Here is a 6,430-nt window from a genome sequence, read left to right as displayed (position 1 = left end):
GCGCCAACTGGCTCTGGATCTTGGCTTCATCCCAGTGGTGCCGCCACTGAAGACGCGCATTGAGCCATGGGATTACGACCGAGAGATGTACAAGCGCCGCAACGAAATCGAGCGCCTGTTCCGGCGCATCTTTTCTCGGTTCGAAAAACTTGACGCGATGTTCCTCGGCTTCCTCAGCTTCGTGCTGGTGGTCGATGGACTTCGCAGTTTGTGTTAACAGGCCCTAGATTGAATCCGTTGCCATTGCATTCTTGGGAGTGACGCCATGCAAACCTACACTGCCAACGAAGCCAAGACGCATTTTGGCGAATTCCTCGACCGCGCCCAGCGCGAGCCCGTGCGGGTGATGCGCCACGACCGGGTTGTCGGGGTGATGGTGAGCGCGGAAGATTACGAGGCCATGCGCACGTTCTACGCCGACCGGCTGTTGAAGACGATGGACGCCAGCGCCGCTGCCGCAGAACGCGCTGGACTGACCCCGGAAAAGTTGGCTGCCTTGCTGCACGATGCCGGCTGAGACAGCCATGGGCCGTTGCGGTCCTGTGGTCGTGATCGACACCAATGTCTGGATCAGCGGTGTGCTCACCCGAACTGGCGCACCGGCGCAACTGACCAGGCTGGTGGTCAAAGACGGCCTGCCCGTGTTCACCCATGAGACCTTTGTCGAACTCAAGCAGCGCCTGTGGCTGCCCAAGTTTGACCGCTATGTGTCCATGGAGACCCGCAAGCAGCTGTTGCATGACATCGATGCTGTCGCCCTCTGGGTGGAGGTTCCGCAGCAGATTGCGGAGCAAGCGTTTTGCCGCGATGCAAAGAATGACCCATTCATCCACGCCGCCTTGGCCGCAGGTGCTGACTACCTGGTGACGGGCGACAAGGATTTACTGGTGTTGTCGGAGAGTCTGGTGGCATCGGGAGTGCGGGTTGTGTCGCCTGCAGCAGCACATAGCGCCTACACGGATCTGCGGAAAATAAAAAGGACCCAGGCATTTCTGCGCTAAGTCCTTGAAATGATTGGTGGCCAGGGACGGAATCGAACCGCCGACACGCGGATTTTCAATCCGCTGCTCTACCGACTGAGCTACCTGGCCGAAAACTGGACGCGAGCGCTGGGCGCTGCGAGTTGGCTTGAATCTACATGCTGTTTGCAAAGCCGCCGCAAACAAAGCCTGTGATCATAGCAAATCAAGGTTCGGTCGCTGCCGCGATCACTCCGACTGGCCATCGTCAGCGGGTGGGGAGTGACTGGTGCCTTGGTTCTTGCGCCCGGTGCGCCCCCAGTCGACACCCAGTTGTTTGAGCTTGCGATAGAGATGAGTGCGCTCGAGACCGGTCTTGTCGGCGACGCGGGTCATGCTGCCGCCCTCACGGGCGAGGTGGAATTCGAAATAGGCCCGCTCGAAGTCGTCACGCGCCTCGCGCAGCGGTCGGTCGAGGGTGAACGATTGTTCGGCGATGAGCGTGAGCGGCGGCGGCTCGGGCAGGCTCGGCGCCGGCGCGGTCAAGACCACATCTTGATGGGCTTTCGGTGCTGGCTTGCTCAGGCCTTGTTCGACGGCGCGCAGCAGTTTTTGCAGGGCGATGGGCTTTTCGAGAAAGGCCATGGCGCCGATGCGGGTGGCTTCCACGGCGTTGTCGATGGTGCCGTGCCCCGACATCATGATGACGGGCATGGTGAGTTGCCCGGCGCTGGCCCATTCCTTGAGCAGGGTCACGCCATCGGTGTCGGGCATCCAGATGTCGAGCAGCACCAGATCGGGCTGGTGTCGCAGGCGCACCTCGCGAGCCTGCTGGGCGTTCTCGGCGGCCTCGACCGCGTGGCCTTCGTCACTCAAAATCTCGGACAACAAATCGCGAATGCCGATTTCGTCGTCCACCACCAAGATGCTTGCCATACGCTGAGGGTTCCGGGGTTTGCCGTCATGCAGCGCTTGCGGGCGCGGGGCATGTCACAGCGGGAAATATAAGAGATACACGCGCACCATGCGCATGGGTTGACGTGGGCAGATTCTGCACCTCGACCCGTGCATGGTGCTCCTCGGCGATTTTCTTCACCACCGCCAGGCCGAGTCCGGTTCCGCGCGCCTTGGTGGTGACATAGGGTTCGAAGGCGCGGGCGATGATTTTTTCGCTAAACCCCGGGCCGCTGTCGGCCACGGAAAGCCTCACCCGCTGGGCTCCACTATTGGCGGAACGGAAGGTCTCGGTGCGAATGCAGACCTCACGATGTGCTTGCCCAGCGACGGCATCGAGTGCATTTTGCAGCAAGTTGTGGATGACCTGACGCAACTGGGTGGCATCACCCTCGATGCAAGGCAGCCCGGGTGCCAATTCGGCCCGCACCAGGGGGGCTTCCTCGCCGTCGCGCGCAATCATGCCGCTGTAGAGGTTGAGTACATCGCCCACGAGGGCGTTGAGGTCCATCGGGGCGAGTTCGGTGGCCGGTGTGCGGGCGTAGTCGCGGAATTCGTCGACCATGCGGCGCATGGCCGTGACCTGGTTGACGATGGTGTTGGTGGCGCGGCCGAGCATGTCGCGGTCGGCACCGGCGAGTTTGCTTTCCAGCTTCATCTGCAAACGCTCCGCCGAGAGCTGGATGGGCGTGAGCGGATTCTTGATTTCATGGGCCAGGCGTCGTGCCACCTCGCCCCAGGCGAGCGAGCGCTGCGCCGAAATGAGTTCGCTGATGTCGTCGAACACCACCACGGCGGCTGCCTGCCCGGGCAGGGCCAGACGCGCACCGCGCACCAGCAGCGTGAGCGCGGTCTCGCTGCCTTGCGGGGTGTAGTCGATCTGCTTGAGCCAGTGGTCGGCGCCGCCGCTGCCGGCAAGCTCCTGGAAGGCCGCATCGATGGCGGCGGCGAAGGGCTTGAGACTCTCCACGCTGTCGATGGCCTGGCCGATGGAACCTTGCAGCGGCAAGCGCAGCACGCGCGTGGCGCTGGGATTGGCCAGGGTCAGGCGCATGCCGTCACCCAGCACTAGCACGCCGGCCGAGAGGTTGTCGAGCACGCTTTGCAAATAGGCACGCGAGGCCTCGAGGGCATGCCGGCTGGTTTCGGCTTGTTGCCGGGCCTCGGACAATTGCGCGGTCATGTCGTTGAACGAGCGCGTGAGGGTGCCAAGTTCGTCGGCCGACTGCAGCTCGGGACGCGGCCGCAGGTCGCCGCCGGCCACGGCCTTCATGCCGTCGGCCAACAACAGCAACGGGCGCGCCAACTGGTTGCCCAGCAACACGGCCATCAGCACCGCGGCGAACACGGCGAGAAACAAGGTGAGGGTCAGGGTTGAGATGTACATGCGGCGCAGGCCTTCACGCCCGAGCGCACGCTCCTGATATTCGGCGTAAGCGCGCTGCACCTCGAGCGCGCTGCGGGAGATGGCCGACGGCACGTTCTGCACCAGCATGAGGTAGCGCTGGTGCCCCGGCAGCAACAGGCTGCGCGCAGGCAGCGGTACGACCACGCGCAGCTTGAGATTCTGGTTCTCGCCGGCGATACCGTCGTCGCCGCCCTCGACACTGGCCAGTTGGCCCATGAGGCGTAACTGGCGCATGGATTCATTGCCCGGCAAATCGGGCACCAGGGCGAATGGATTGCCGCCTGCCGTGGCCAGGACGTTGCCATTGCTGTCGAACACCGTGGCCTGCTCGACGCCGAGTTGCTGCAACAGTTGCTCCAGCTCCACGGGCGCGACGGCGCCATGGGCATCGATGATCTGGCTGGCGACATTGCGCCCCTTGGCCTGCAGGTCGGCCAGCATGACGTCGAGCGTGGTGCGGCCGAGGTTGAGGCCCGAGTCGAGCGCACGCTCGACCTTGACGTCGAACCAGGTCTCGATGCTGCGCGCGACGAACTGGTAGGAGACGACATAAATCACCGCCCCCGGCAGCACGCCCACGAGCACGAACACCGTGGCCAGCTTGAACAGCAGGCGGCTGCCGAAACGCCGCTGGCGCAGCCGCCACAACAGGCGCGAAGCGAGGCCGACGATGAGCAGCAACAGCAGCCCCGCCACGGCGATGTTGATCCAGTACAGCACGCCAAAATAGGGGTTGATGGCCTGCGTGTTCTTGGTGGACACCGCCAGCAGGAACACCAGGAACACCACCAGCGGCAGGCCCGAGGCCAGCGCCGCCCAAGCGGCTACCCGGGTGATGCGGTTGACTGTGGCGGTTTCCATGTGAAGTTGGCGCGGGGAAAATCGGCTTGCAGCTGCCAGTCGGCCTGGGAGCTGACGTTGATCTGAAATGGGCGCGGCAACTGCGACAAATCGAGCTCGAAACTGGCGTACACGCTATAGCTCTGGCCGACCACGAGGTCTTTGGCGTCGGCCACTTTCAGATGCAGCGCATGCTGCACCTGGCTGAGCGCCTCGTCGAGGCTGTTGTAGTTCTTTTGCAGCGCGCCGGTGGACACGCGGTACTTCTCCAGCAGCGGCTGATAGGCCAGGCGGGTGAGGACTTGGGCGCTGCCGATTTTCTCGTCGAACCACCACCAGCGCCCGCGCACCACCTCGATGCGGGTGAGGAAATAGAGCGGAATGCCGCGGTGCAGCGCATCTTCCAGCGCACGCGGCAGAGCAAATACCACGGTGGCGCTGGCGTAAAGACCATCCGCCTCCTGATCCAGGCTCAGTGGCTGGGCGTCGACCGTGGCCGCTCGGGCATGGTCGGCCCAGATGCCAGCGGTCAAGGCGAGCCCGAAGGCGATGAGTCCGCGGCGGCGAATGGGGTCAGGTGCCTGCGGTCGGCTCATGCGAGGGGGTGGTTTCAGTGTTCGGTGCGCTTGGCAAACAGGGCGTAGTAAAAGCCATCGCGTTCAGGCGAGCGACTCGGGAGGATTTGCCCTGGCGCGGCCCATGCTAGCGCATCGTCATGCCGCCGCAGGAAGGCCGCAGCTTGCTCGCTGCCCTCTTCAGGAAACACCGAACATGTGGCGTAAAGCAGCTGCCCGCCAGGGGCCAAAAGAGGCCAAAGCGCTTCCAGCAAAGCCGCTTGCTGCACGGCCAGCGCGGGGATGTCGGCATCCTGGCGCAGCCAGCGGATGTCGGGGTGGCGGCGCACGATGCCGGAGGCGCTGCAGGGTGCATCGAGCAGGATGCGGTCGAACGCGCGGCCATCCCACCATGACGCCGTCTGTGCGGCGTTGGCGGCGACGACCTGCGCCTGCGGCAGGCGCAGGCGCGCGAGCGTGGCACCGATGCGCTCGGCGCGTGTGGCGTCGTGGTCCAGCGCCAGCACCTCGCAATCGGCGCGCTCCAGGATATGCGCCGTCTTCCCGCCCGGAGCGGCGCAGGCGTCGAGCACACGCATGCCATCCCGGGCATCCAGCAGGCCGGCGGCGAACTGGGCGGACGCATCTTGCACGCTCACGGCGCCAGCGTCGAACAGCGGCAAGTCCTGCACCGGCACGGGCCTGTGCAGGATCAGCGCCTGTTCCAGTCCTGGAGTTGCGGGCGCGGCGGCATCCATGCCCTGCGCCCGCAGCAAGGCGAGGTAGGCGCCGCGGTCGCCCCAGCGGGCATTCACGCGCAGGGTCATGGCCGGGCGCTGGGCGGCAAGGTCCAGCAAATTCGCCCAATCCTGCGGGTACGCCGCGCGCATGCGCTGCACCCACCAATCCGGATGGTTGTAGCGCGCGGGGTCTCCTTGCATCACTGCTTGCAGCAGGTTTTCGCGCTCGGTTTGCAAGCGGCGCAGCAAGGCATTGACCAGGCCACGCGCATGCCGGGTCTTGGGCCTCAAGGCACAAGCCTGCACCGCCTGGTTGATCAAGGTGTGATCGGGATAGAGAGGCGGAGCGCCGAGGGAGTCCTCCTGCGGATTTCCGAGGACACTATCGAGAATGCGAGGGGCCGCTCCCGCGTTTTCTTGACCCCCTCGGGCAACGTCCGTTTGCGGACTGCTGGGGGCGCTCTCAAGGAAACGATGGGCCGCTCCCGAGTTTCCTTGACCCCCTCGGGGGGAGTCCGCTTGCGGACTGCGGGGGGCGCTCTCAAGGAAACGATGGGCCGCTCCCGAGTTTCCTTGACCCCCTCGGGGGGAGTCCGCTTGCGGACTGCGGGGGGCGCTTAACAATGCGATGGCGACCAGTAGCAACTGTTCGAGTTCGGGTGGCTTGATGCGCCTGGGGTGCAGCGCAGCGAGCAAGGCCTGCGCCCGGCCGAGGCCACGCAAAACCTCGAAGCTGAGGGCCTGCGCCGCGCCGCGTTCGGCCGCGCTCCAGTGCCCAGTCTTGGCGAGCTGGGGCAGCGCCGAAGCGAGGGATTGCCCCGTCAGGACGCAGCCGAGCAAATCGGCGGCAGCTCGAAGGTCGAGGTGCAAGAGACGCCGCGCGGCCGTCGGCGAGCGAGCGTCAGGCCGGATGGCGGCGGTGGTTTCGATGGCGATGTTCACGCGGCGCGATGATGCAGCGCCGCACGCATGGCG

The 6,430-nt window shown here is 65.0% G+C and carries 6 protein-coding genes, 1 tRNA gene and 1 pseudogene; 3 read left to right on the top strand and 5 right to left on the bottom strand.

Annotated elements, in window-relative coordinates:
* The 3 genes and pseudogenes from ACYCUK_RS14520 to ACYCUK_RS14510 all read left to right on the top strand — a co-directional run.
* A pseudogene (locus ACYCUK_RS14520) lies at window positions 1-217 on the top strand (IS5-like element ISCARN85 family transposase); the annotation flags it as partial.
* Window positions 218-265: 48 nt separating this feature from the next.
* A complete protein-coding gene (locus ACYCUK_RS14515; RefSeq protein WP_461595422.1) occupies window positions 266-517 on the top strand; it encodes a type II toxin-antitoxin system Phd/YefM family antitoxin in 252 nt (83 codons plus the stop codon).
* A 7-nt stretch (window positions 518-524) separates the two neighbouring features.
* Window positions 525-1,001 carry a putative toxin-antitoxin system toxin component, PIN family gene (locus ACYCUK_RS14510; protein WP_461595421.1) on the top strand — a complete coding sequence of 159 codons (477 nt, stop codon included), beginning with the start codon at window positions 525-527 and terminating at the stop codon, window positions 999-1,001.
* A gap of 14 nt (window positions 1,002-1,015) precedes the next feature.
* Here ACYCUK_RS14510 and ACYCUK_RS14505 read toward each other — a convergent pair.
* The 5 genes from ACYCUK_RS14505 to rsmB form a co-directional block, all read right to left on the bottom strand.
* Window positions 1,016-1,091, bottom strand: a tRNA-Phe gene (locus ACYCUK_RS14505).
* Between the two features lie 117 nt (window positions 1,092-1,208).
* The gene (locus ACYCUK_RS14500) at window positions 1,209-1,895 is read right to left on the bottom strand and encodes a response regulator (protein WP_461595420.1); all 687 of its coding nucleotides are present in this window, start codon (window positions 1,893-1,895) and stop codon (window positions 1,209-1,211) included.
* A 25-nt stretch (window positions 1,896-1,920) separates the two neighbouring features.
* Window positions 1,921-4,182 carry a sensor histidine kinase gene (locus ACYCUK_RS14495; protein ID WP_461595419.1) on the bottom strand — a complete coding sequence of 754 codons (2,262 nt, stop codon included), beginning with the start codon at window positions 4,180-4,182 and terminating at the stop codon, window positions 1,921-1,923.
* On the bottom strand, window positions 4,146-4,757 hold the full coding sequence (locus ACYCUK_RS14490) for a DUF4390 domain-containing protein (RefSeq protein ID WP_461595418.1): 612 nt from the start codon (window positions 4,755-4,757) through the stop codon (window positions 4,146-4,148). The genes ACYCUK_RS14495 and ACYCUK_RS14490 overlap by 37 nt, the downstream gene beginning before the upstream one ends.
* Before the next feature lie 14 nt (window positions 4,758-4,771).
* The gene (gene rsmB / locus ACYCUK_RS14485) at window positions 4,772-6,397 is read right to left on the bottom strand and encodes a 16S rRNA (cytosine(967)-C(5))-methyltransferase RsmB (protein WP_461595417.1); all 1,626 of its coding nucleotides are present in this window, start codon (window positions 6,395-6,397) and stop codon (window positions 4,772-4,774) included.
* Between the last annotated feature and the right edge of the window lie 33 nt (window positions 6,398-6,430).

This window comes from Thiomonas sp. (genome assembly GCF_054608695.1).
Note: the sequence above shows the minus strand (reverse complement) of the source record. Positions and strands in the feature narration are given on the sequence as shown.

Excerpts from the sequence above, each read along its gene's own strand:
- ACYCUK_RS14515 (WP_461595422.1), top strand. The coding sequence starts at position 266 with ATGCAAACCTACACTGCCAACGAAGCCAAGACGCATTTTGGCGAATTC.
- ACYCUK_RS14510 (WP_461595421.1), top strand. The coding sequence starts at position 525 with ATGGGCCGTTGCGGTCCTGTGGTCGTGATCGACACCAATGTCTGGATC.
- ACYCUK_RS14500 (WP_461595420.1), bottom strand. The coding sequence starts at position 1,895 with ATGGCAAGCATCTTGGTGGTGGACGACGAAATCGGCATTCGCGATTTG.
- ACYCUK_RS14495 (WP_461595419.1), bottom strand. The coding sequence starts at position 4,182 with ATGGAAACCGCCACAGTCAACCGCATCACCCGGGTAGCCGCTTGGGCG.
- ACYCUK_RS14490 (WP_461595418.1), bottom strand. The coding sequence starts at position 4,757 with ATGAGCCGACCGCAGGCACCTGACCCCATTCGCCGCCGCGGACTCATC.